This is a genomic window from Actinophytocola xanthii, assembly GCF_001921205.1.
Lineage (GTDB): Bacteria > Actinomycetota > Actinomycetes > Mycobacteriales > Pseudonocardiaceae > Actinophytocola > Actinophytocola xanthii.
This window is the reverse complement of record NZ_MSIE01000166.1, coordinates 1-2,195: the sequence shown is the minus strand read 5'-3', so window position 1 is coordinate 2,195 and position 2,195 is coordinate 1. Positions and strand designations below refer to the sequence as shown.

Here is a 2,195-nt window from a genome sequence, read left to right as displayed (position 1 = left end):
GAGGGCGTTGGCTGTTGTGCGTCGGGGCTGGGCAGTTGGCGTGGGGTTGGCTGCTCGGGGGAGTTGTTGTGTGCGGTCCGGCTTTGCGTGGCTGGCGCCTTGTTACTTGTGGGGGAGGAGTACTGCTACTCGGGCTAGTTCGTCCAGGAAGTTGTCGGCTAGTTCGCCTGCGGTTTCCTCCGCCTCGGCAACGACTGTCAGGGGGCCGGTGCGGCGGGAGGCGTAGTGCTGGCCCGACAACGGCGTGTCGGGGAGGCCGAGGGGGGTGGCGGGCAGGGGGTGGATCTGGCCGGTGCCCCAGGTGTCGTCCAGAGCGCGGAACTGTTGGGCCTGCCCGGCGGTGGCGAACCGGACCCAGGCCACGGCGACGACCACCGTGTTGCCGGCCTTGTCGTGCACGGTGAACAGGAGGCGGTCCATCCACTGGCAGGGGACGCGTCGGAAGAACGCCCGCACCTCTCCATAGGAGTGCGCCGCGCAGTCCGTGTCGCGGCGTCTGGTGCTGTCGGGGTCGGCGGTCATGCCCAGGCGGGCCCAGGCGGCGGCGACCTGGCCCCGCAGCATCGCGTCCCGGCTTGCGGTGAACTGGCTGGTGAGGGCCGGGGAAGCGGGGGTGGCGGCGGGAGTGGTGACCTCCGCCCCGTCTTCGTCGGCGTTGGCGAGGATGATCGCCATGGCCGCCGCGGCCAGGACCACGCCGCCTCGCTTCGCCATCGCCATCCCTCCGTCGAGTGATGATTCATTTCTAACAGCCCGGATCGATGCCCGAAAGGGAAGGGCGTTCACGTTCCGACCAGCATTGAATAACGGCGTGAGCGTCCTGGTTGGACGGGAGCGCGAGCTCGGCGAGCTGCGTGCGGTACTGGGCGAGGTCGCCGCGGGACGGCCGCGCGTCGTCGTGCTGCGCGGGGAGGCCGGGATCGGCAAGACCAGTCTGGCCAGGGCGCTGCTGGCCGACCTCGGCGAGGGTGCCGGGCTGTGGGCGACCGCGGACGGCACCGCGCCCGCCTTCTGGCCGTGGCGCACGCTGCTCGCCGCGCACGTGGCGCGGACCTCTCCCTCCGCCCTGGCCGCGCAGATCGGCGAGTGCGGGGCCGAGCTCTCCCGGCTCGTGCCCGAGCTGCGCCGCCGGCTGCCCGGTCTGGCCCTGCTGCCCCCGGCGGAACCCGGCCGCTACCCGCTGTTCCTCGCCGTGGCCCGCATGCTCGGCGCCGCCGCGCGGCCGGGGCCGCTCGCCGTGGTGCTCGACGACCTGCAGAGCGCCGACACCGACTCGCTGCTGCTGTTCGACTTCCTCGCCGCCGAGGTCCGCAGCGGCGGGCTGCTGCTCCTGGCCACGGTCCGGGCGGGGGTGGCCGGGCACTCGCCGGAGTTCCGCGCTGTGCTCGGCCGGCTGCTCGGCCGGCCCGAGGCGCGACTGCTGCAGGTCGACGGGCTCGGCCGGCGCGCGGTGGGGCGGCTGGTCGAGGCGGTCGCCGACCGGGACGTGCCGGCGGCCGTGGTCGAGGCCGTGCACCGGCGGACCGAGGGCAACCCGTTCTTCGTGACCGAGCTGGTGCGGCTGCTGTCCGCGCGCGGGCTGCTCGACGAGCCGGGCGTGCCGGGCTCGGCGTCCGCGGCGGCCGTCCCGCCGGGTGTGGACGCGGTGGTCGCCGGGCGGCTGGCCGCCTTGTCCGAGCCCTGCCGGACGGTACTGCGGACCGGTGCGGTGATCGGCCGCTCGTTCTCACTCGAGCTGGCGCGTGAGCTGACCGGGCTGCCGGAGGTCGAGGTGCTCGCCGCGCTCGAGGAGGCCATGGCCGCCGGACTGCTCCGCGAGGGCGCCGCCGACCGGTTCGTCTTCTCCCACCCGCTCGTGCACGAGGTGGTGGCCGCCTCGATCGCCCGGGCCCGCCGGGTCCGGCTCCACCGGCGGATCGCCGAGCGGATCGAGGAGGGCGACCCGACCAGCCACGCCGAGCTCGCCCACCACTGGTGCGCGGCCGGCGACGACGCGGCCCGGGCGCTCGAGTACACCGCGCGAGCCGCCGCGGAGGCCACCGCCAGCGGCGCCTACGGCGAGGCCGCGGCCCTCTACGAGCAGGCGATCGCGCTGGCCGGGCCGCATCGCGCCGGGGAGCTGCTGGTCGGTCTCGGCCACGCCCGGCGGGCGGCCGGGGAGGCGGCCACGGCGCGGCAGGCGTTCCTCGGCGCCG

At 75.2% G+C, this 2,195-nt stretch carries 2 protein-coding genes; one reads left to right on the top strand and one right to left on the bottom strand.

The genetic code is table 11. From position 1 onward, the window contains the following. Window positions 1-102 precede the first annotated feature (102 nt). Window positions 103-714, bottom strand: coding sequence for a hypothetical protein (locus BU204_RS37705; protein ID WP_158073584.1), 612 nt, complete (start codon window positions 712-714; stop codon window positions 103-105). Between the two features lie 97 nt (window positions 715-811). Between BU204_RS37705 and BU204_RS37700 the strand changes: the two genes are divergently transcribed. Next, the coding region (locus BU204_RS37700) for an ATP-binding protein (protein ID WP_158073583.1) at window positions 812-2,195 on the top strand (1,384 nt) is incomplete at its 3' end.